A 22,064-nucleotide genomic window follows, 5' to 3' on the forward strand; every position below is an offset into this window, starting at 1 on the left:
TGCCGGTGTTTGCCGGCAACGCTCAAACCGTTAAAAGGAGAGCCCGCTCGCGGGCGAACGACCCATGCTTTATCGCCGCTTTGAAAAACTGATCGACGTTTTCCGTGAAGCACCGACGGCGTCCCCGCCGGATCGTGTATTCCCTTTTTATACCTACTACCTCAAGCAGGTCTGGCCGAGCTTCGCCGCCCTGTTGATCGTCGGCCTGATTGGTGCATTGATCGAAGTCGCGCTGTTCAGCTACCTGAGCCGCATCATCGACCTGGCCCAAGGCACGCCGAACGCCAATCTGTTTCGCGAGCACGCCCTCGAACTGACCTGGATGGTGGTGGTGGCGCTGGTGCTGCGCCCCATATTCGTGGGCCTGCATGACCTGCTGGTACACCAGACCCTGAGCCCCAGCATGACCAGCATGATCCGCTGGCAGAACCACAGCTACGTGCTCAAGCAGAGCCTGAATTTCTTCCAGAACGACTTCGCCGGGCGCATCGCCCAGCGCATCATGCAAACCGGCAACTCGCTACGTGATTCCGCCGTGCAAGCGGTGGATGCGTTGTGGCATGTGCTGATCTACGCCATCAGTTCGCTGGTGCTGTTCGCCGAAGCCGACTGGCGCCTGATGATCCCGCTGCTGACGTGGATCTTCGCTTTCATCGGCGCCCTCTGGTACTTCGTGCCACGGGTCAAGGATCGCTCGGTGGTGGCGTCCGATGCGCGCTCCAAGCTCATGGGGCGCATTGTCGACGGCTACACCAACATCACCACCCTGAAGCTGTTCGCCCACACCAACTTCGAGCAGCAATACGCCCGCGAAGCGATCAAGGAACAGACCGAAAAAGCCCAACTGGCCGGCCGCGTGGTCACCAGCATGGACGTGGTCATCACCAGCATGAACGGCCTGCTGATCGTCTGCACCACCGGCCTGGCCCTGTGGCTGTGGACGCAGTCGCTGATCAGCGTCGGGGCCATCGCCCTGGCCACCGGCCTGGTGATCCGCATCGTCAACATGTCCGGCTGGATCATGTGGGTGGTGACCGGCATCTTCGAAAACATCGGCATGGTGCAGGACGGCCTGCAGACCATCTCGCAACCGGTCTCCGTTACCGACCGCGACCAGGCCAAACCCCTGGCGGTGGCCCGTGGCGAAGTGCGTTTCGAGCAGGTGGACTTCCACTACGGCAAGCAGAGCGGGATCATCGGCGGCCTCAACCTGACCATCAAGGCTGGCGAGAAAATCGGCCTGATCGGCCCGTCCGGCGCGGGCAAATCGACTTTGGTGAACCTGCTGCTGCGCCTGTACGACGTCGAAGGCGGACGTATCCTGATCGACGGCCAGAACATCGCCGACGTCAGTCAGGAAAGCCTGCGCGAGCGCATTGGCATGATCACCCAGGACACCTCGCTGCTGCACCGCTCGATCCGTGACAACCTGCTGTACGGCAAACCCGACGCCACCGAAGCGCAACTCTGGGAAGCGGTGCACAAGGCCCGGGCTGACGGTTTCATTCCAGCCCTGTCGGACGCCGAAGGCCGTACCGGTTTCGATGCCCATGTCGGTGAGCGCGGGGTGAAACTTTCCGGCGGCCAGCGCCAACGCATCGCCATTGCCCGTGTGCTGCTCAAGGATGCGCCGATCCTGATCATGGACGAGGCCACCTCGGCGCTGGATTCGGAAGTCGAAGCGGCGATCCAGGAAAGTCTCGAAACCCTGATGCAGGGCAAGACCGTGATCGCCATCGCTCACCGGCTCTCGACCATCGCCCGAATGGACCGGCTGGTGGTGCTGGAAAACGGCAAGATCGCCGAAACCGGAACCCACGCCGAGTTGCTCGCCCATGGCGGCTTGTATGCGCGGTTGTGGCAACACCAGACCGGTGGGTTTGTCGGGATCGATTGAGCATGCAGGGGCCACAAAACCTGTGGGAGCGGGCTTGCTCGCGATGGATGAAGGGACACCGCGTGGTGTCAGGTGCTCAGCATTATCGTTGACGACCATCGCGAGCAAGCTCGCTCCTACAGGGGACGCAGTGAAGCCGATCGATCACAAAAAACCGCCAGGCCCCGTCAACAACGGGGCCTGGCGGTTTTTTATGCCTGCTGGAATTCTGAAAAAACCGTGCTGTACTCACTTCAACGTTCTGGAGGTGGTTCTGCAGTCCATCGGCTGGAGGCTCAAGGCAGCATAATCTCGAAAGGACACTCTCTTATGTCTCTGTTAAAACGTTCGGCGACTGAGTTGGTAGGTACGTTCTGGCTGGTATTGGGTGGTTGCGGCAGTGCGGTGTTGGCGGCGGCTTTTCCAGAGGTGGGGATCGGCTTGCTCGGGGTGTCCTTCGCGTTTGGCCTGACCGTACTGACGATGGCCTTCGCCATCGGCCATATTTCCGGCTGTCATCTCAATCCTGCGGTATCCCTCGGCCTGGTGGTGGGTGGGCGGTTTCCGGCCAAGGAATTGCCGGCCTACATCATTGCCCAGGTCATTGGCGGCGTGATTGCAGCCGCCCTGCTGTACTTCATTGCCAGCGGCAAACCCGGTTTCGAACTGGCAGGAGGTCTTGCATCCAACGGCTACGGCGAACACTCGCCTGGCGGCTACTCGATGGCGGCAGGGTTTGTCTGTGAACTGGTGATGACCGCGATGTTCATCCTGATCATCCTCGGCGCCACCGACAAACGTGCACCGGCAGGACTGGCGCCGATTGCCATCGGCCTGGGGCTGACGCTGATCCACCTGATCTCGATCCCGGTCACCAACACCTCGGTCAACCCGGCGCGCAGCACCGGCCCGGCGCTGATCGTCGGCGGCTGGGCGATTCAACAATTGTGGATGTTCTGGGTCGCCCCCCTGCTCGGCGCAGTGGTCGGCGGCGTGCTGTATCGCTGGCTGGGCAAGGAAGACAACTGACACGCCATGCGGTGAAGATCAGCCTTGTCGATAAGGCAAGGCTGACTTCGCATCCTCTGCATAAGCCAGCACCCCCAGCCGCTCCTGCTCCAGAAAGTCTTTCACCGCCGCCTTCAACCCCGGATGCCGCAGGTAGTGCCAGGAATGGGTGATGACGGGCTCGAATCCACGAATCAGTTTGTGCTCGCCTTGCGCACCGGCATCGAAACGCTGGAAACCGTTGGCGATGGCGTAGTCCATTCCCTGGTAGAAACAGGTCTCGAAATGCAGGCGATCGAACTCCGCCAGGCATCCCCAGTAACGGCCATAAAAGCTGTCGCCCCCCACCAGGCTGAACGCCATCGCCACCGGCCGTGAACCCTGCCTGGCCAGCACCACGCGAATCGACTCCGGCATGCGTTCGGCCAACAGGCTGAAAAACTCCCGCGTCAGATACGGCCTTTGCCGGCGCACCGCGTACGTATTGGCGTAGCAGGCATAGACGAAGTCCCATTGCGCCTGACTCAGATCCCGCCCCTCCAGCCATTCGAACTCGAAACCCTGGCCGGCCACCTGTTCGCGCTCCTTGCGCATCTGTTTGCGCTTGCGCGAACTGAGCACGTCGAGGAAGTCCTGGAAATCCCGGTAACCGCGATTCTGCCAGTGATACTGACAGCCAACGCGCTGCAGCCAGCCGGGCTGCTCGCTCAATGCCGCATCGGTGAATGGATCGGTGAAGTTGATGTGGGCGCTGGAAAGCCCTTCGAGTTCAAGATAGCCCGGCAGGCTGTTCAACAGTTCAAAACCGTCTTCGACCGTGGCCGCCAACAGTCGCGGCCCGGTGACCGGACTGAACGGCACCGCGCTCAACAGTTTGGGGTAGTAATCGATGCCGGCGCGTTCGCAGGCATCGGCCCAGGCGTGATCGAACACGTACTCGCCGTAGGAGTGCCACTTGCGATAAGCGGGCAGCGCGGCGATCAGGCGCTCACCTTCAACGTGCAGCAGATGCTCGGGCTGCCAGCCGGAATGGGGGCCGACACTGCCGCTGTCTTCCAGTGCGCTCAAAAAAGCGTGACGCAGAAAAGGCTGACTCTCCGGCACCATGGCATCCCAAGTCTGCGGGGCGATTTCTGACAGTTTTTGCAGGCGTTGCAACGGCATCACCATCCTCACTCTTCGTGGCGTGAAAGCCCCGCGAGTATCGCCTATCGCTCCACATTGCACACGGGCAAAGCGACGACAGCGCTCTAACTCAATAGTTCACGGCTGCTTTGTATCGTCATGGACATGACATCACATTGCCACCGCCCTGTAATAAACCATCGCGATACTGGCGCCTGTTTTTAGAGCGCCGGGTTATACCCGGCCACAGTTTTCCGCCCCTTACGGTCGGTTGTGCCCCGGATGGCTCTGTCATCCCCTCTCATCTTCGGAGATTGATATGCGTCTTGCTTCCACGAAAACTGCGGCGGCCTTGTGCGGTGGCCTGTTGCTGGCCCTGAGTGTTCCGGCCAGTGCCGCAGTCGACGCCAAACTGCTCGACATGCTCAAGGCTAACGGCTCGATCACCAACGCGCAGTACAGCGAACTGCAAGCCGAGCTGGCCAGGGATCAGAAAGAACAGCAGATTGCCCGTCAGGCTCAGCAAGAGACCAACGAGCAAATCGCGGCCACCGCGAAGAAAACCGACACACTGAGCGCCTTCGACCAGAAGCTTGCATGGGCAGCAAAGACCCAGTTCAAGGGTGACGTGCGCTTCCGTCAGGAAAACGTCCACAACGATGGCGTGCCAAACAACAAGGACCAGGATCGTCAGCGCATTCGTGCCCGCCTGGGTGCCTACAGCGAAATCAACCCGCAGGTCGACACCGGCATCCGTATCGCCACCGGCAGCAACGACGACGCTCGCTCGACCAACCAGGACCTGAACAACTACTTCGACAAGAAGCAGATCTGGCTGGACCAGGGTTACATCGACTACCACCCGGACGCGATCAAGAACCTGCACCTGGTTGGCGGCAAGATGCCGCAACAATGGGTGAGCATGGGCGACATCATCTGGGATAGCGATATCAACCCGGAAGGCCTGGCTGTCACCTACAAGTACCCGCTGAGCGGCAGCACCGAGCTGTTCGGTAGCGCCGGTCACTACACCCTCAAGGACAACGTCGACGGCGAAGGTGTGCAATTCAAGCACGACCTGCGTCTGTACGCTGGCCAGTTGGGCGCGCGCTTCGGCATCACCGACAGCATGAAAATGACCTTGGGCGGCAGTCTCTACTCTTACGACAACGACGACAGCAGCGCCTGCCCGACCTCGGGTACCGTTACTGCACCATGCGCACTGGCCGTCAACGGCAACAGCCCGGGCGAACGGTTCAAACTGTACGAAGGCTTTGGTCAGCTGGACTTCAGCAACCTGCCGGTTCCACTGTCGATCTACGGTCAGTACGTCAACAACACCGATGCCAGCAACGACCAGGACACTGGCTGGCTGGCCGGTGTGAAGTCCAAGCTCTACGGCTTCAACGTGGACTACAACTACCGCGACGTGCAGCGTAACGCTGTGGTGGGTGCCTTCACCGACTCCGACTTCGCCAACGGCTTCACCGGTTCGCGCGGCAGCAAGCTGAAAGTGAGCTACGACCTGGACAAGAACTTTGCCCTGGGCGCGACCTACTACATGGCGACCTCGGACCAGACCAACGCCAACATCAACAAGAAGGATTCGGACATCAACACCCTGCAACTGGATGCCGAAGCCAAGTTCTGATTCAACCCGCTACACGACTCGGGCAAGGAAGCCCGGGCCCCTTTTACAGCCTGGCGTTGATGTATCGGTCCCCATCATCCTCCGATGCATCAACGCCAGGCTGTTTTCAATTCCCCGCCTGCACATATTCATTGTGGCGAGGGGGCTTGTCGGAACGCCGCACCGCCCCGTTGGATCGCGAAGCGATCCCAAACCCGCTCACTGCGATTTGACAGACATACCGTATCAGCCGGCTCTACGTCGACTGCGTCGCCGAACGGGGGCAAGCCCCCTCGCCACAAAAGCCCACGCAAAAAAAAGATCGTAGAATCAGCGCTTGCGCAGCAACACGCTACCAATCGAGTAACCGGCGCCGAACGAGCTGAGCACCGCCAGCGAACCGGCGGCCAGATCGTCCTGGTTCTTGTGGAACGCAATCACGGAACCGGCGGAACTGGTGTTGGCGTAGGTGTCGAGAATCACCGGGGCTTCCTGTTCGGTCGCATCGCGGCCCAGCAGTTTCTTGACGATCAGGTGGTTCATGCTGAGGTTGGCCTGGTGCAGCCAGAAGCGCTTCACGTCGCTGATGTTGAGCTGGTTCTCTTGCAGATGCTCAGCGATCAGCTCGGCCACCATCGGGCAGACTTCCTTGAACACCTTGCGGCCTTCCTGCACGAACAGTTTGTCCTTGGCGCCGATGCCCTCTTCCGCCGCGCGGTTGAGGAAGCCGAAGTTGTTGCGGATGTTGTTGGAGAACTTGGTCAGCAGCTTGGTGCTGACGATGTCGAACTGGTACCTGGACGTCGCCAGGTCGGCACGCTCGATGATCACCGCGGTGGCGGCATCGCCGAAGATGAAGTGGCTGTCGCGGTCACGGAAGTTCAGGTGGCCGGTGCAGACTTCCGGGTTGACCATCAGGACCGCGCGGGCCTGGCCCAGTTGCACGCTGTTGGCGGCGGCCTGGATACCGAAGGTCGCCGAGGAGCACGCCACGTTCATGTCGAAACCGAAACCCTGGATGCCCAGCGCTTCCTGGACTTCGATGGCAATGGCCGGGTAGGCACGTTGCAGGTTGGAGCAGGCGACGATCACGCCGTCGATGTCCGCTGCGGTCTTGCCAGCACGCTGCAGGGCTTGTTCGGCCGCGCCGATGGCCATCTGGCACAGCACCGACCACTCGTCGTTGGAACGCTCCGGCAGGCGTGGGGCCATGCGTTGCGGGTCGAGAATGCCGTCCTTGTCCATGACAAAGCGGCTCTTGATGCCGGAGGCCTTTTCGATGAATGCGGCGCTGGACTCGGTCAATTCTTGCACTTCACCGCGTGCGATGGCGTCGGCGTTGTCGGCGTTGAATTGCGCGACGTAAGTATTGAAAGACTGGACCAGCTCTTCATTGGAAATGCTGTTGGCCGGGGTGTACAGGCCGGTGCCACTGATGACGACGTTATGCATGGTCGTGTCTCTAATCTGTTCAGGCAGAAAGCATTGGCACCGTCGTACCAACACACAAAGGGTCTATTCCCGTCTGGGGACGCAAACCTGGCATCGCTTTATTCCGTGACGCCACCTGGCCGAAGGCTCCAGGTCGCGAAACCGGCATTTATGGTCGCGAAGTTTGCCATAATCCTTGGGTTTTGGCGCCTTTTTGCTGGATGAACCATTTGCTACAGGCACCACAGCAACCTGTGGGAGCGGGCTTGCCCGCGAATGCGATGGGTCAGTCAACGCTGATGTTGAAACTGACGGCCCCTTCGCGGGCAAGCCCGCTCCCACAGAGTAATGCAGTGGTCTCTGGTCTACGGTTCGACCTGGCTCCACTGCTTGTTCAGGCGCTTGTCGGAAATCGGCACCTTGGTTCCCAGCTGTTGCGCAAACAGCGAAACCCGGTACTCCTCCAGCCACCAGCGATACAACTCCAGCTGCGGATCGCGCTTGCCTTCCTGGGCATGTTTATTGGCTCGGGTCTGGTATTGCGTCCACAGGCCGCTCAATTCACCGCTCCAGACCCGGTCGCGCTGCACCTGGGCAGCGATTTTTTCGAAGCGTTGCTCAATGGCCTTGAGGTAACGCGGCAACTCCTTGAGCCACTGCATCGGTGTTTCCCGGACAAACCCCGGATAGACCAGGTGGCTGAGCTGCTGCTTGATGTCGTTCAGGGCCACGGCCTGCGCCAGGTCGATCTTGCCCTTGAAGCGCTTTTGCAAGCCGTGCCAGAGCTTGAGGATTTCCAGGGTCAACTTCGCCACACGCTCGGCGTGCTCGGTCCAGGCGCCACGCTTGCGTTCGGCCAGGGACGCCAATCCGGCGCCATCGCGTGGCAGCGGGTCTTCACCTTCGAGAATGCAGCTGTCGAGGCTGGCCAGCAGAATGTCTTCCACCAGCGCATCGACACGCCCCATGTCGCGATACAGCAGGCCCAGTTCGGTCAGGCCCGGCAACTTGCCGCGCAGGAATTTTGCCGACTCGGCCAGTTGCTGCATCAGCAAGCGTTGCAGGGCACGGCGATGCTGGAACTCGGCCTCGGCCGGTGTCGAGAAACGCCCTTCCTTGACCGTGCCGGCTTCTTCCACCAGTGCCGGATAGACCGTCATCGACAGTCCGGCGATCTTCTGCTGGGTCTTCTCGGCCACGGCGGCGAAGACTTTCGGCTCCACCGGCAGCTGGCTCTTCGCGGTTTGCGGCACCGCCAATGCGGCCTGGCTGGCCTCGGCGAAACGCGCCGTCAACTCAGCCAGATCGCGCCCTTCGCCGAGGAACTTGCCCTGGCCGTCGACGATTTCCAGGTTCATCCGCAGATGGCTTTCGACCTGCTGTGCCGCCTCGGCCCAGGCTTCATCGCTGACCCGCGCGCCGGTCATGCGCAGCAGCTCGCGACCCAAGGCCTGGGGCAGCGAGCCCTCGGCAAAGGTCATGCGCTGCAGGGCGGCCTTGACGAAGTCCGGTACCGGCACGAAGTTCTTGCGCAGGGCCTTGGGCAGGTTGCGCACCAGGGCAATGCACTTGGCTTCGATGACACCCGGCACCAGCCAGTCCAGGCGTTCCGGTGGCAGCATCGGCAACAGCGGTGCCGGCACGCGCAGGGTCACGCCGTCCCGTGGATGATTCGGTTCGAAGTGGTAGCTGAGGGCCAACTCCAGATCGCCGATGTGCAGCGTATCCGGGTAGTGCTGCGCGGTGACCTCACTGGCTTCACGGGCCAGCACGTCCTCTTCGCGCATGATCAACAGCTGTGGATCTTTCTGACTGTTGATCCGGTACCAGCTGTCGAAGGTCGCGGTCTGATGAATCTCCGCCGGCAGGCGCGCGTCGTAGAAGGCATACAGGGTTTCTTCATCCGCCAGGATGTCGCGACGGCGGGCCTTGGCTTCCAGTTCGTCGAGTTGCTCCAGCAACTGTTTGTTGGCCGTCAGGCACTTGGCCTTGGACTGAATCTCGCCACGCACCAACGCTTCGCGGATAAACAATTCGCGCGAAACCACCGGGTCCACCGGACCATAATGCACCGGCCGCCGGCCGACCACGATCAACCCGAACAGGGTGATCTGCTCGAACGCAACCACCTGGCCGCGCTTCTTCTCCCAATGGGGCTCGAAGTGGTTTTTCTTGATCAGGTGCCCGGCGAGCGGTTCGATCCAGTCGGCGTCGATCTTTGCCACCATGCGCGCGTAGAGCTTGGTGGTTTCCACCAGTTCGGCGGTCATCAGCCACTGTGGACGCTTCTTGCCGATGCCCGACGACGGGTGAATCCAGAACCGCCGCTGACGCGCGCCGAGGTAATCGCCCTCTTCGGTTTTCTGGCCGATCTGGCTGAGCAAACCCACCAGCACCGCTTTGTGCAGTTTCGGGTAATCGGCCGGCTCTTTATTGAGGCTCAACTGCATGTCGCGGCAGATCAGGCTCAACTGGCGATGGGAGTCGCGCCATTCGCGCAGGCGCAGGTAATTCAGGAAATTCTTGCGGCACCAGTTACGCAGCGGGTTGGCGGTCAGCGCCTGGCGCTGCTCTTCGAATCCGCGCCACAGGTTGACCAGACCGGCGAAATCCGAGTCGGCGTCTTTCCACTGGGCGTGGGCCTGATCCGCCGCTTGCTGCCGCTCCGGTGGTCGTTCGCGCGGGTCCTGGATCGACATGGCGCTGGCGACGATCAGCACTTCCTGCAAGCTGCCGAGCTTCGCCGCTTCCAGCAGCATGCGCCCCATGCGCGGGTCCACCGGCAGCCGCGCCAATTGGCGACCGAGCGGCGTCAACTGGCTATTGCGATCCACAGCCGAGAGTTCCTGCAGCAGGTTGTAACCGTCGCTGATGGCCTTGCCATCCGGCGGTTCGATGAACGGGAACGCGCTGACCTCGCCAAGGCGCAGGTGCAACATCTGCAAAATGACCGCCGCGAGGTTGGTCCGCAGGATTTCCGGATCGGTAAATTCCGGGCGACCGAGGAAATCCTCTTCGCTGTACAGGCGCACGCAGATGCCCGGCTCGACCCGTCCGCAACGGCCCTTGCGCTGATTGGCGCTGGCCTGGGAAACGGCTTCGATCGGCAGGCGCTGGACCTTGGCCCGATAGCTGTAGCGGCTGATGCGCGCGGTGCCGCTGTCGATCACGTAACGGATGCCCGGCACCGTCAGCGAGGTTTCCGCGACGTTGGTCGCCAGCACCACGCGACGCCCCGGGTGCGACTGGAAAATCCGCTGCTGCTCGGCCGGCGACAGGCGCGCGTACAACGGCAGGATTTCGGTGTGCTTGAGCTGGGCCTTGCGCAGCATGTCGGCGGCGTCGCGAATCTCGCGCTCACCGGGCAGGAACACCAGCACGTCACCGGGACTGCGGCGCTCACTGCGCTCATGAGCGGCGATTTCGTCGAGGGTGGCGAGAATCGCCTGATCCACCGTCAGGTCGTCCTCGACGCGGTTACCCTCTTCGTCCTGCTCAAGGGTCAGCGGGCGATACCAGGTGTCCACCGGGAAAGTGCGACCGGACACCTCGACAATCGGTGCATCGTCGAAGTGCCTGGAGAAACGCTCCAGGTCGATGGTCGCCGAGGTGATGATGACCTTCAAGTCCGGGCGGCGCGGCAGCAGGGTTTTCAGGTAGCCGAGCAGGAAGTCGATGTTGAGGCTGCGTTCGTGGGCTTCGTCGACGATGATCGTGTCGTAGCGTTCCAGATAGCGGTCGTTCTGGGTTTCCGCCAGCAGGATGCCGTCGGTCATCAGTTTGATCAGGGTATTGGAATCGCTCTGGTCCTCGAAGCGCACCTGATAGCCGACCAGTGCACCCAACGGCGTGCCCAGCTCTTCGGCGACCCGGCTGGCCACGCTGCGCGCGGCGATCCGCCGTGGCTGGGTATGGCCGATCAAGCCATGCTGGCCGCGCCCGATTTCCAGGCAGATCTTCGGTAACTGGGTGGTTTTACCCGAGCCGGTCTCACCGGCGATGATCAGCACCTGATGTTTTTCCAGCGCCTTCTTGATTTCGTCGCGCTTGGCGGCAATCGGCAAACTGTCGTCGTAACGAATCACCGGCAGGCTGGCGCGGCGCGCCAGCACCTGGTCACAGGACGCCTGCATGCGCGCCACCCACTGGCCCAGCTTGGCCTCGTCGGGTTTCTTGCGCAGCTCAAGCAACTGCCGCCGCAGCCGGTGGCGGTCGGCGAGCATGGCGTGATCGAGGTTTTTCAGCAGTTTGTCGATGGAGGGCGATTCGTCGGTCATCGGGTACGCAATTCAGTCGTCTAGTGGCGCAGGGTGCGGATTGTCGCAGATTTAAAGGATGAGCGAGATCCCTTGTAGGAGCCGGCTTGCCGGCGATAGCGGTGTCACAGTCACTTCTTGGGTGGCTGTCAGGCCGTCATCGCTGGCAAGCCAGCTCCTACAAGGGGTTGAGGCGTTACTCGTTATCCAGCCCCTTGCGCCGATACGGGAACACGTCGATCACTTTGCCGGCGCGAATCGCCTCCTGCAGGCTTTTCCAGTAGTCGGCGTTGTACAGCTCGCCATGCAGTTGATCGAACAACCGGCGCTGCCCCGAGTCGGCAAACAGGAACGGCGGAAACTCTTCCGGGAACACATCCAGCGGCCCGATCGAGTACCAGGGCTCGGACGCCATCTCATCTTCCGGCGTGCGCGGTTGTGGAATGTGGCGGAAGTTGGCCTCGGTGAGAAAGCAGATTTCGTCGTAGTCGTAGAACACCACCCGGCCGTGACGGGTGACGCCGAAGTTCTTCAGCAGCATGTCGCCGGGAAAGATGTTGGCCGCCGCCAGTTGCTTGATCGCCAGGCCGTAATCTTCCAGGGCTTCGCGCACCTGCGCTTCGTTGGCGTTTTCCAGGTACAGGTTCAGCGGAGTCATGCGACGTTCGGTCCAGCAGTGACGGATCAGCACCGTGTCGCCTTCCACCGACACCGTGGACGGCGCGACGTCCAGCAGCTCCTCAAGGCACGCCGGGTCGAACTTGCTCAGCGGGAAACGGAAGTCGGCGAATTCCTGGGTATCGGCCATGCGCCCGACGCGGTCGACGCTTTTCACCAGGCGGTACTTTTCGATCACCGTGGCGCGGTCGACGTTTTTCGACGGCGAGAAACGGTCCTTGATGATTTTGAACACGGTGTTGAACCCCGGCAGGGTGAACACGCTCATGACCATGCCGCGCACACCGGGGGCCATGATGAACTGGTCGTCGGTATTGGCCAGGTGATTGATCAGCGCCCGGTAGAACTCCGACTTGCCGTGCTTGTAGAAGCCGATCGAGGTGTACAGCTCGGCGATGTGCTTGCCCGGCAGGATGCGCCGCAGGAAGCCGATGAACTCCGCCGGCACCGGCACATCCACCATGAAATACGAGCGGGTGAAGGAGAAAATGATCGACACGTCCGCTTCGTCGGTGATCAGCGCATCGATCTGGATGCCGCGACCTTCGAGGTGCAGCAAGGGAATTGCCAGCGGCCATTGCTCGTCGGCGGTGTAGATGCGCCCCACCAGGTACGCACCTTTATTGCGGTACAGCACCGAGGAAAACAGCTCGACGCTCAGCTCCGGGTCCTTGCACACCCAGTCCGGCAGGTTCTCGCGCAGTTGCGCTTCGAGGCGCTTCAGGTCACCGGACAGGTCGGCGTAATCCTCGCTGAAACGGTAGTCGGCGAAGATGCTGGCAAGCATCGCCGACAATTGGCCTTGCGGCTTGTAGGTGCGGGTTTGCGCGGCCCTTGCCCGGCGCAGGCTCGGCCGGGTGGTGTGGATGAACATGCAGCCGTCGCTGATCAGGTCATGGCTGAACAATCCGCAGAAGATCGAGTTGTACCAGGTCTCGGACAATTCATCGTCGAAGCGCAGGTCGATCAGGCTGATGTAGGCACTTTTCACCAGTGGCCAGCAGCTGACGTCCAGGGTGTCGGCGTCAAACGCGGTGCGCAGTCGTTCTACCGTTTCGCTGACTTTATCTTCGTACAGATTGATCCGCGCCGCCGACGCCGATTGCGTCTCTTGCCACCGGGCCTGTTCGAAGCGGGCCCGGGCGCCGTCGGTGATCTGCCGGAAATGCTCGCGGTAATCGTCAAAGCCATCGAGGATCAAGCGGGCGATGTCGGCGGCTGGCCATTGCTGCGGCATGGTGAGACCTCTGCGGGAATTCGGAAGGCTTGAGCTTAGCCAGTGAACCGGGTGCAGGAGAAGCGTAATTTTCCAGCCGCGCGTCATCGACGCCCTGAAGAGTTCAACGCCCGGTTTTCGGTTGCCATCGATCACACACTCAGCAACACTTTCGCCCCTCCCTCAAGGAAGGAACGCGCTGTGAACCCCGTCGATATTTTCCGTTTACTGTCCCTGGCGGCCATTTGGGGTGCGAGTTTTCTGTTCATGCGCATCATCGCCCCGGTGATCGGCTCCCTGCCCACCGCGTTTTTCCGCGTGTCGATTGCCGCCGCCGGGTTGCTGGTGATTCTTGGCCTGATGCGCATCAGCTGGGATTTCAAGGGCAAACTCAAGACCGTGATGCTGCTCGGGGTGATCAACTCCGGCATCCCGGCGACCCTGTACTCCGTTGCCGCGCAGGTGCTGCCTGCCGGTTATTCGTCGATTTTCAATGCCACGACCCCCTTGATGGGCGTGCTGATCGGCGGCCTGTTTTTCCATGAAAGGCTCACTGGCGCCAAGCTCGGTGGCGTGTTCCTGGGGTTGTTCGGCGTGGGCGTGCTGACCCGTGCCGGTCCGGTAGCGTTCGATATGGCACTGCTGATGGGGGCCGTCGCCTGCCTGCTCGCCACCACGTGCTACGGATTTGCCGGATTCCTCGCCCGCCGCTGGCTCGATCAGGCCGGCGGTCTCGATAGCCGTTTGTCGGCACTGGGCAGCATGCTCGGCGCGACTTTGTTCCTGCTGCCGCTGTTCGGCTACAGCGTGATCAGCCAGCCACCGACGAGCTGGGGCGGCTGGAGCGTGTGGCTGTCGTTGCTGGGCTTGGGGCTGGGCTGCACGGCGTTTGCCTACATTATTTACTTCCGGCTGCTGAGTTCGATCGGTCCGGTGAAGTCGATGACCACGACCTTCCTGATCCCGCTGTTTGGCGTGTTGTGGGGGGCGCTGTTTCTCGATGAGCCGCTGTCGATGGCGCATATCTATGGCGGGGTGTTGATTGCGTTGGCGTTGTGGCTGGTGTTGAAGCCGGCTGCGGTGAAGCCGGGTTTGGTGGTTGAACGGTAGAATGGTTGCGTGGCGGATGACGCCTTCGCGGGCAAGCCCGCTCCCACAAGGTCCGCGCAAACCCTGTGGGAGCGGGCTTGCCCGCGAAGGGGTCCGCTCAGGCACTACAAGGCTGAATCACTGATCTCCCCATCCACCAGTCGCCGAATCCCCAGCGGATTGCCGTTCTGCAATGCCTCGGGCAGCAGCGCGTCCGGATAATTCTGGAAGCACACCGGCCGCAGGAAACGATCGATCGCCAGGGTGCCGACCGAAGTGCCCCGTGAGTCGGATGTCGCCGGATACGGCCCGCCATGCACCATCGACTCGCAGACTTCGACCCCGGTCGGATAGCCGTTGAGCAAGATCCGCCCGACCTTCTCTTGCAACAGTTCCGCCAGCCAGCGGTACTCCAGCAGTTCGTCGGCCTCGCCAATCAAGGTCGCGGTCAATTGCCCGCGCAAGCCCTGCAATGCTGCCGCCAACTGCGCCCGATCCTCGACCTCGATGACGATGGTGGTCGGCCCGAACACTTCCTCCTGCAGCAATTCATCGCCCTTGAGCAACAGGCCGGCATCGGCCTTGAACACCTGTGGCTGCGCCTGATTGCCCTGTTGCGGCCGGCCCGCCAGATGGCTCAGGCCCGGATGCTCGTGCAGTTCGCCAAGGCCCCGGTTGTAGCTGGCCAGCGTGCCGGCATTGAGCATGGTTTGCGCCGGCTGCTGGTTCATGTGGGCGCAGAACGCCTCAAGAAAAGCACTGAACTGCGGCGAGCGCACACCAATGACCAACCCCGGATTGGTGCAGAACTGGCCACAGCCCAGGGTCACCGAACCTGCCAATTGCGCCGCGATCTGCTCACCGCGCACTGCGAGGGCTTGCGGCAGCAGGAACACCGGATTGATGCTCGACATCTCGGCGAATACCGGGATCGGCTGCGGCCGGTTTGCGGCCATGTGGCTCAGGGCATTGCCGCCCTTGAGCGAACCGGTGAAGCCCACTGCCTGAATCGCCGGATGCTTGACCAGCCATTCGCCGACACCACCTCCGTAGATCATGTTGAACACACCGGCCGGCATACCGGTTTTTTCCGCGGCACGGATGATCGCGTCAGCCACCCACTGTGCGGTTGCCATGTGCCCGCTGTGGGCCTTGAACACCACCGGGCAACCGGCGGCCAGTGCCGAGGCGGTATCGCCACCGGCGGTGGAAAAGGCCAGGGGGAAGTTGCTCGCACCGAACACCGCCACCGGCCCCAGGGCGATGCGGTACTGACGCAGATCCGGACGCGGCAACGGCTGGCGATCCGGCAAGGCACGGTCGATGCGCGCACCATAGAAGTCGCCGCGACGCAGCACCTTGGCGAACAGGCGCAACTGGCCGCTGGTGCGGCCACGCTCACCTTGGATACGCCCGGCCGGCAACGCTGTCTCGCGACACACGGTGGCGACAAACTCATCGCCCAGCCCGTCGATTTCATCGGCGATGGCGTCGAGAAACCGCGCGCGCTTTTCCGCACTCAGGTGGCGGTAGGTCGGGTATGCCGCAGCCGCCGCTTTGGCAGCGGCATCCACTTCGGCTTCGCTGGCCTGGAAGAAAGTGCCGGGCAAGGGTTCGCCGGTGGTGGCGTCGAGGCTTTGCAACTGCAACGTGCCGTTGGCGCTGCGGCGACCACCGATGTAGTTGTGTCCAGGATATAGGCTCATGTGGATTCCTTGATCGATTGCAGACCTGTAGGAGCCGGCTTGCCGGCGATGGCGATAGAACAATCACTTCAACATCAATGTCGCGCGCAAAATCGCTATCGCCGGCAAGCCGGCTCCTACGGGAGTCAGAGTGTGCGTACCTGACCGATAGCCAGCGGCTGGGCGCTCTCGCCGATGCCGTTGACCAAAGGCGCACCGAACTCATCGAGACTGATCTGGAAGCTATCCCCCGGCTGGGTCTTCACACCGTCGGCAAACGACAGCGTGGCGGTACCGAAGTAGTGCACGTGAACATCGCCGGGACGCAAAAACTGCACGTACTTGAAGTGATGAAATTCGAGATTGGCCAGGCTGTGGCACATGTTGTCTTCGCCGCTGAGAAACTCTTTTTCCCAGATCGTCTGGCCGTTGCGCGTGATGCGGCTGGTGCCGACCAGATGTCTGGGCAATTCACCGACGCGCAGCTCCGGGCCAAAGGAGCAGCAGCGCAGCTTCGAATGCGCGAGATACAGGTAGTTGCGCCGCTCCATGACGTGGTCGGAGAACTCGTTACCCAGCGCGTAACCGACACGGTACGGTTGGCCGTCGTCGCCGATCACATACAGGCCGGTCAGCTCCGGCTCCTCACCGGCGTCCTCGGCAAAGGGCGGCACCGGGAAATCCGCACCGGGACGCACGACGATGCTGCCGTCGCCCTTGTAGAACCACTCAGGTTGCGCGCCGACCTGCTCCGCCGCCGGTTTGCCGCCCTCCAACCCCCACTTGAACATGCGCATGGTGTCGGTCATGCCGGCTTCGACTTCACCGTCGTGCTGGTGCATTTTGTCCCGCGTCGCGGCGCTGCCCAGATGGGTCAGGCCGGTGCCGCTGATCAGGCAATGGGCCGGGTCTTCGTGGTCCAGTGGCGGCAGGACCTTGTGCTGCTGCAACAGCTGCGCGTAATCCGGACCGGGTTCGCTGCCGCGCCGGGCGATTTCTTCCTGCAGGCTGCGCTGGGCACGGATGGCGGCCAGGGCCAGTTCACGGGTACTGCGGGTATCGCGCAGCACCTGGACCCGAGCGCCCTCAACCACTCCCACCTGGCGTTGCCCGTCGGTGTTTTCAAACTGAATCAGGCGCATGTCGGCCCTCCGAAAAGTCGTGGTGGGCGCCGCGAGAGAGCGGCGCCGGACGGTCACTCGATGATGTTGAAATCGCTCAGGTACTCATCGGAGATTTCCAGGCCCAGGCCCGGCTTGTTGTCATCCAGCTGGATGTAGCCGTTGACCGGTTGCGGCTCGCCCTTGAACACGTAGTAGAAGAGCTCGTTGCCGACTTCGACGTCGAACACCGGGAAGAACTCGGCCATAGGCGAAGCCGTGGTGGACATGGTCAGGTGGTAGTTGTGCATCTGCCCGGCATGCGGGATGACCGGCACCGACCAGGCCTCGGCCATGGCGTTGATCTTGCGCGCGGCGGTGATGCCGCCGACGCGGTTGGTGTCGTACTGGATCACGTCGACGGCGCGGCGTTCCAGCAGGTCCTTGAAGCCGTAGGAAGTGAACTCGTGTTCGCCGCCGGAGATCGGCATGATCCCCATCTTCTTCAGCTCGATGTAGCCTTCAATGTCGTCGGCGATCACCGGTTCTTCGAGCCAGCGCGGCTCGAACTCGGCCAGTTTCGGCAACATGCGCCGGGCATACTCGAGGGTCCAGCCCATGTAGCATTCAAGCATGATGTCGACGTCGGGGCCGGCCAACTCACGCAGGGCGCGCACTTGTTCGATGTTGCGGCGCATGCCTGCCGGGCCGTCTTTCGGTCCGTAGCCAAAGCGCATTTTCAGCGCGGTGAAACCCTGGTTCAGATAGCCCTGGGCTTCTTCGAGGAACAGGTCGAGGTTGTCGTTGGCGTAGAGCTTGGAAGCGTAGGTCCAGATCTTTTCCTTGGTGCGCCCGCCCAGCAGCTTGAACACGGGTTTGTTTACCGCTTTGCCCATGATGTCCCAGATCGCGATGTCGATGGCCGAGATCGCCGCCATGCCGATGCCCTTGCGGCCCCAGGCGTGGCTCTGGCGGTACATTTTCTGCCAGATGTATTCGTTGTCGAACGGGTCTTCGCCAATGGCGATCGGCGCCAGGTAGGTGTCGATGATTTCCTTGGCCACACGCGGCGCCAGGGCGCAGTTACCGATGCCGACGAGGCCGGTGTCGGTCTCGACTTCCACCACCAGCCAGCCGTGGAAGCGGAACGAGCCCATGGCGTCGCCGCGCTCGAACAGGATGTCGCTGGCATTGGTGCAGAAGTGCGCCTGGGGTGGCACGACTTTGCCTTTCCACTCGAAAACGCGGGTACGGATCGCTTTGATTTTCATGAATAGAGTTTCCTTGCGCTGCCGGCTTCTTGTCATTGTGAGTCGCTGCGCAATGCCGCTCGGGCGGCGGTCTTGCGCATTCGATGGAGCGACTTTAGCCAGCGGCCAAGGGCTGCGGATAATCACTTATGCGTATCCGGCGATAACCTGGAGTGATAGCAAAAAGTAGTTATTCGACAGATTGGGTTATCAGGAAGCACATAAAACTGTAGGAGCTGGCTTGCCAGCGATAGCGGCCTGACAGTCACTTCAAGGGTGTCTGTCAGTCAGTTATCGCTGGCAAGCCAGCTCCTACAGGGGGTGGGTGTTGTGTCAGTGGTTGTGGGTGCCCATCCGGCACGCGATCTCGAACGCCTGGCGGATCGCGCCGACGTTGGCCTTGCCCTGCCCCGCGATGTCGAACGCGGTGCCATGGGCCGGGGTGGTGATCGGGATCGGCAGTCCGCCCTGCACCGTGACGCCACGGGAGAAGCCCATCAACTTGATCGCGATCTGCCCCTGGTCGTGGTACATGGTGACCACCGCGTCGAAGGCACAGGCATCACCCTGGACCTTGAGGAAGATCGTGTCGGCCGGATAAGGCCCGTCCGCCGCGATCCCCAGTGCCTGCGCCGAACGCACCGCCGGGCCGATGATGTCCAGTTCCTCGCGACCGAACGAACCGTTATCACCGTTATGCGGGTTCAGCCCGCAGACGCCGATGCGCGGCTTTTCCAGCCCGTTGCGCTTGAGCGCGGTGTCGATCAGTTGAATCGCTTCCACCACCCGTTGCTGGCTGAGCAGGCCCGGCACATCGGCCAGGGCCACATGGGAGGTCACCCGCGAAGTCCAGAGATTGTCGAGCACGTTGAATTCGCAGAACGGTCCATGGAAATCCAGCAGCTCGGCGAACCAGTGCAGCTCATCGCTGTGGGCCATGCCGGCCATGTGCAGTGAAGTCTTGTTCAATGGCCCGAACAACACGGCGTCGGTGATGCCCGCTTCGGTCAGGCGCAGGGCTTTTTCCAGGGTGTCGAGGCTGTAGCGGCCACCGATGACGCTGGCCTCGCTCCGCGCAAACTCACCGAGGGTGTCGCCGCGAAAGTCATAGAACAGCGGCGTGTCATCGACAAATGCCAACTGCTCCAGGGACTCGACGCGACGATAGGGAAATTCCATCCCGGCAATGCGCATGCCGCGACGCATTTCCGCTTCGTCGGCAATCAGGATCACATTGGCCTGGGCACGCACTTCAGGCTCGCCCAGCAGGCGCGCAATCAGCTCAGGGCCGATGCCCGCCGGGTCCCCCAGGACCATCGCGATGGTGGATTTGCTCATGCTTCACTCCTCAAGGGTTCAGGCTGCGCCCGCTCAATGGCGCAAGGCTCACAGCGATAGACCCGCTGTGCGTTGCTGTAGAAAAGTCGTTCCTGATCGGCTGTCGGCAGATCGGCGACGATGGATTTGAAACCGCTGTAGATGTCATCGAACGAGCCGCACAGGCTGTCCACGGGGAAGTTGCTGGCGAACATCGCCCGGTGGCTGCCAAACATGGCGATCACCTCGCGCACGATCCAGGCGTTGTCCTTGGCGCGCCAGCGCTGGCCGCCCTGCCCCAGGCCGGAAATCTTCACCTGCACGTTCGGCCACTGCGCCAGCCGCGCCATCGCCAGACGCCAGCCCGCCAGGCCTTCGGCGCTCCGGTCATTGGGCAAACCGGCGTGGTTGAGAATCAGCGTGATGCCTGGAAAATCCCGCGCCAGGCGTTCGGCCTCGTGCAGGTTCCACCAGGGCGTCTGCAAGTCGAAATGCAGGCCCAGCGCTTCGAGCGCGGCGTAACTGCGGCGCCAGTGTTCGTCACTCATCAGGCTGCGCAGGTGCCCCACCTGCGCCGGCGCGATCGGGCCACCGGGCTTGTGGCGCACGCTGCGCACATGCTTGAAACGCGCCTGTTCAGTGAGCACATCGATAGCGTCCGGATGATCGAGCCAGGCTTGCGCCACGACTGCATTGGGTACGCCGTAGCGGGCGGCCAGTTGTTCGATGAAACGGGTTTCGCCGATCGGGTCCTGCGGGTTCCACTCGGTCTCGACGTACACCGTTTGCACGACGTTATGCGAACCTGCATCGGCGAAGTAATCCTCGGGAAAATAGCGGCGCTTGATCGCGCTGTAGTCTCCGTAGCGAAACGGTATGTTGGCCTCGGGGGCAAGCCATGGGTGGTCGTTAACGGTCGGGTCCCAGAAGTGATGATGGGCGTCGATGATCGGGCCGTTCCACAACGCGTTAGTCATGGCGCACCTCATCCAGGCTGATGAACAACGTCGCGAGCACGAAGACTGCCGAGCACGCCGCGAAGAACCCGAGCACCGGGGCAAAACCACCGGCCGCTTGCAGAATCACGCCCACCAGGATCGGCACCACGATGCCGCCGCTGCTACCGGCCATGTTCATCACGCCGCCGATCAAACCGACCCGCGCCGGCGCCGCCAGCAGCGCCGGGAAGCTCCAGTAGAGGCTGCCCCACATCAGGAAGAACGCGGTCATGGCCAACAGCGCCACCGCCGCAAAAGGATGGCTCAACGTCGGCAGCAACAGGAATGCGCCGAGGGCCACCAGCCCGGAAAACGCCAGCAGGCTCTTGACCGCCACCCCGCGACTCACGCCTTTGCGAATCAAGCCATCACAGAGGAAACCTCCGGTCAACGAACCCAGTGCACCGCAGACAAAAATCACGAAGGTCGCCGCACCAATCCCCTTGATATCGAAACCCCGGGCCTGGGCCAGGTAACTCGGGCCCCAGGTCAGCAGGCCGAAATACACCATCGCCCAACTCGCCCGGCCGATCAGCAAACCGCTGAGCGAGCGTGGCGCAATACCCAACCCCTTGACCGGCGCCCGGGCCGCCTCGGCGGCGGGCGTTGCGCGGCCAGCGTTGATTCTCTCAAGCTCCGCCGCATTGACTTGCGGGTGACCGGCCGGGTCATCGCGCAGATAACGCCGTGCCAGCCAGGCCAGCACCAGGGTGGCGATACCGGCGATCACGAAGGCCAGGCGCCAGGAGTCCAGCGAGGCAATCAGCCAGGCAATGATCAACCCGCCAAGGGCCACGCCCAACGGGCTGCCGCTGTCCATCAATACCGCGCCGCGACTGCGTTCGCTCGGGGCCAGCCACAGGGAAATCAGCTTGCCACCCGACGGGAACAGCGGTGCTTCGGCGGCGCCCAGTGCAACCCGGGCAAACAACAACGACAAGCCGCCGGTGGCGAACGCCGCCAGCACCTGAAACGTGCCCCACAACCCGGTGGACCAACTGATGACCCGATGCGGGCCGAAGCGGTCGATCAACCAGCCGCCGGGAATCTGCAACAGTGCGTAGGCCCAGAAAAAGCTGCTGAGGATCAGCCCTTGCAGGCTCGGTGACAGGGAAAACTCATGGGCGATAGTTGGCATCGCAATGGACAGCGACACCCGGTCGATCAGGTTGACCATGGTCAGCGCGAAGATGATGGCGAAGATCCGCCAGCGCACGCTGCTGGCTTTGGCGGTACCGGCCACCGGCATGGGCGCTTCGTTGGGCTGGGCAACTGCGCCGGGCAGATGCAGGGAAGCACTGGGACGAACCATGGTGCATACCTCATTTATTATTTTTGTGGAGATGCAGGTGTTGATAAGCACTATCGAAGGCTCGCTGATAACCGTCTAATCAAAACTTGAAAT

The 22,064-nt window shown here is 62.0% G+C and carries 14 protein-coding genes; 4 read left to right on the forward strand and 10 right to left on the reverse strand.

From position 1 onward, the window contains the following. Positions 1–64: 64 nt before the first annotated feature. Together AB7M25_RS22810 and aqpZ are read left to right on the forward strand one after the other, a co-directional pair. Positions 65–1,897 (forward strand): ABC transporter ATP-binding protein, encoded by a 1,833-nt coding sequence (locus AB7M25_RS22810; RefSeq protein WP_429560144.1) that lies wholly within the window; start codon positions 65–67, stop codon positions 1,895–1,897. A gap of 309 nt (positions 1,898–2,206) precedes the next feature. After that, positions 2,207–2,905 (forward strand): aquaporin Z, encoded by a 699-nt coding sequence (gene aqpZ, locus AB7M25_RS22815; RefSeq protein ID WP_218477163.1) that lies wholly within the window; start codon positions 2,207–2,209, stop codon positions 2,903–2,905. Between the two features lie 18 nt (positions 2,906–2,923). Here the strand turns inward: aqpZ and AB7M25_RS22820 are convergent, their stop codons facing one another. Beyond that, entirely contained in the window at positions 2,924–4,048 is a 1,125-nt protein-coding gene (locus tag AB7M25_RS22820) for a GNAT family N-acetyltransferase (RefSeq protein ID WP_429560145.1), read from the reverse strand. 280 nt (positions 4,049–4,328) lie between these two features. On the opposite strand from AB7M25_RS22820, the gene AB7M25_RS22825 reads away from it, so the two are divergent. Continuing rightward, positions 4,329–5,660 carry a putative porin gene (locus tag AB7M25_RS22825; RefSeq protein ID WP_429386394.1) on the forward strand — a complete coding sequence of 444 codons (1,332 nt, stop codon included), beginning with the start codon at positions 4,329–4,331 and terminating at the stop codon, positions 5,658–5,660. 309 nt (positions 5,661–5,969) lie between these two features. Here the strand turns inward: AB7M25_RS22825 and AB7M25_RS22830 are convergent, their stop codons facing one another. The 3 genes from AB7M25_RS22830 to aceK all read right to left on the reverse strand — a co-directional run bounded on the left by AB7M25_RS22830 (position 5,970) and on the right by aceK (position 13,241). Beyond that, positions 5,970–7,091, reverse strand: coding sequence for a beta-ketoacyl-ACP synthase III (locus AB7M25_RS22830; protein ID WP_429386395.1), 1,122 nt, complete (start codon positions 7,089–7,091; stop codon positions 5,970–5,972). Positions 7,092–7,435: 344 nt separating this feature from the next. Beyond that, entirely contained in the window at positions 7,436–11,347 is a 3,912-nt protein-coding gene (hrpA, locus tag AB7M25_RS22835) for an ATP-dependent RNA helicase HrpA (RefSeq protein WP_454238022.1), read from the reverse strand. Positions 11,348–11,522: 175 nt separating this feature from the next. Beyond that, positions 11,523–13,241 (reverse strand): bifunctional isocitrate dehydrogenase kinase/phosphatase, encoded by a 1,719-nt coding sequence (gene aceK, locus AB7M25_RS22840; RefSeq protein WP_102698952.1) that lies wholly within the window; start codon positions 13,239–13,241, stop codon positions 11,523–11,525. 180 nt (positions 13,242–13,421) lie between these two features. On the opposite strand from aceK, the gene AB7M25_RS22845 reads away from it, so the two are divergent. Next, positions 13,422–14,330: a DMT family transporter gene (locus AB7M25_RS22845; protein WP_429517052.1), complete on the forward strand. Its 909-nt coding sequence runs from the start codon at positions 13,422–13,424 to the stop codon at positions 14,328–14,330. Between the two features lie 104 nt (positions 14,331–14,434). Here AB7M25_RS22845 and AB7M25_RS22850 read toward each other — a convergent pair whose 3' ends face one another. From AB7M25_RS22850 to AB7M25_RS22875, 6 genes are all read right to left on the reverse strand, one after another. Continuing rightward, positions 14,435–16,015, reverse strand: a complete 1,581-nt coding sequence (locus tag AB7M25_RS22850; RefSeq protein ID WP_429517050.1) for an aldehyde dehydrogenase (NADP(+)) — start codon at positions 16,013–16,015, stop codon at positions 14,435–14,437. 125 nt (positions 16,016–16,140) lie between these two features. Continuing rightward, complete coding sequence (gene araD1 / locus AB7M25_RS22855) at positions 16,141–17,136, reverse strand: AraD1 family protein (RefSeq protein WP_429517048.1); 996 nt, start codon at positions 17,134–17,136, stop codon at positions 16,141–16,143. 53 nt (positions 17,137–17,189) lie between these two features. Beyond that, positions 17,190–18,365 (reverse strand): L-rhamnonate dehydratase, encoded by a 1,176-nt coding sequence (locus tag AB7M25_RS22860; RefSeq protein ID WP_007972458.1) that lies wholly within the window; start codon positions 18,363–18,365, stop codon positions 17,190–17,192. A gap of 312 nt (positions 18,366–18,677) precedes the next feature. Further along, a complete protein-coding gene (locus AB7M25_RS22865; RefSeq protein ID WP_429386404.1) occupies positions 18,678–19,682 on the reverse strand; it encodes a 4-hydroxythreonine-4-phosphate dehydrogenase PdxA in 1,005 nt (334 codons plus the stop codon). Further along, a complete protein-coding gene (locus tag AB7M25_RS22870) occupies positions 19,679–20,638 on the reverse strand; it encodes an amidohydrolase family protein (protein ID WP_454238023.1) in 960 nt (319 codons plus the stop codon). Before AB7M25_RS22870 ends, AB7M25_RS22865 begins: the two co-directional genes overlap by 4 nt. Further along, positions 20,631–21,908, reverse strand: a complete 1,278-nt coding sequence (locus AB7M25_RS22875) for an MFS transporter (RefSeq protein ID WP_454238378.1) — start codon at positions 21,906–21,908, stop codon at positions 20,631–20,633. Before AB7M25_RS22875 ends, AB7M25_RS22870 begins: the two co-directional genes overlap by 8 nt. Positions 21,909–22,064: the final 156 nt, after the last annotated feature.

This window comes from Pseudomonas sp. AP3_22 TE3818, from assembly GCF_053628995.1.

Bases quoted from the DNA above. Each gene is read 5' to 3' on its own strand.
- AB7M25_RS22810 (WP_429560144.1), top strand. From the start codon at position 65: ATGCTTTATCGCCGCTTTGAAAAACTGATCGACGTTTTCCGTGAAGCA.
- aqpZ (WP_218477163.1), top strand. From the start codon at position 2,207: ATGTCTCTGTTAAAACGTTCGGCGACTGAGTTGGTAGGTACGTTCTGG.
- AB7M25_RS22820 (WP_429560145.1), bottom strand. From the start codon at position 4,048: ATGCCGTTGCAACGCCTGCAAAAACTGTCAGAAATCGCCCCGCAGACT.
- AB7M25_RS22825 (WP_429386394.1), top strand. From the start codon at position 4,329: ATGCGTCTTGCTTCCACGAAAACTGCGGCGGCCTTGTGCGGTGGCCTG.
- AB7M25_RS22830 (WP_429386395.1), bottom strand. From the start codon at position 7,091: ATGCATAACGTCGTCATCAGTGGCACCGGCCTGTACACCCCGGCCAAC.
- hrpA (WP_454238022.1), bottom strand. From the start codon at position 11,347: ATGACCGACGAATCGCCCTCCATCGACAAACTGCTGAAAAACCTCGAT.
- aceK (WP_102698952.1), bottom strand. From the start codon at position 13,241: ATGCCGCAGCAATGGCCAGCCGCCGACATCGCCCGCTTGATCCTCGAT.
- AB7M25_RS22850 (WP_429517050.1), bottom strand. From the start codon at position 16,015: ATGAGCCTATATCCTGGACACAACTACATCGGTGGTCGCCGCAGCGCC.
- araD1 (WP_429517048.1), bottom strand. From the start codon at position 17,136: ATGCGCCTGATTCAGTTTGAAAACACCGACGGGCAACGCCAGGTGGGA.
- AB7M25_RS22860 (WP_007972458.1), bottom strand. From the start codon at position 18,365: ATGAAAATCAAAGCGATCCGTACCCGCGTTTTCGAGTGGAAAGGCAAA.
- AB7M25_RS22865 (WP_429386404.1), bottom strand. From the start codon at position 19,682: ATGAGCAAATCCACCATCGCGATGGTCCTGGGGGACCCGGCGGGCATC.
- AB7M25_RS22870 (WP_454238023.1), bottom strand. From the start codon at position 20,638: ATGACTAACGCGTTGTGGAACGGCCCGATCATCGACGCCCATCATCAC.
- AB7M25_RS22875 (WP_454238378.1), bottom strand. From the start codon at position 21,908: ATGCCGGTGGCCGGTACCGCCAAAGCCAGCAGCGTGCGCTGGCGGATC.